Consider the following 270-nt stretch of genomic DNA (forward strand, 5'->3'; position numbering starts at 1 on the left):
CCGGCGCCAAGGTCAACATCCTGACCAAGAAGAACGGCTTCGACATCGACAAGGAACTCAAGTCCGACATCGCCTCCGGCAGCACCAACTGGTGCGTCGGCTGGAACCACTCGTCCTTCGCGCCGCAATATACGGGCCTTTACACCGACCTCAGCAAATTGCTGCCAAAGGAAGAGATCGACGCCTTCGTTCCGTCGACCATCAAGTCGGCGACGATCGACGGCAAGCTGGAGATGCTGCCGCGCGCGCAGTTCGACGTTTCGGCGCTCT

Annotated in this window: 1 pseudogene; it reads left to right on the plus strand. The window is 60.0% G+C overall.

Going from position 1 to position 270, the window contains the following annotated elements:
* Positions 1-270, plus strand: a pseudogene (locus EOB49_RS35325) (sugar ABC transporter substrate-binding protein); the annotation flags it as partial.

It is taken from the genome of Mesorhizobium sp. M7A.F.Ca.MR.148.00.0.0, assembly GCF_003997735.1.
Classification (GTDB): Bacteria; Pseudomonadota; Alphaproteobacteria; order Rhizobiales; family Rhizobiaceae; genus Mesorhizobium.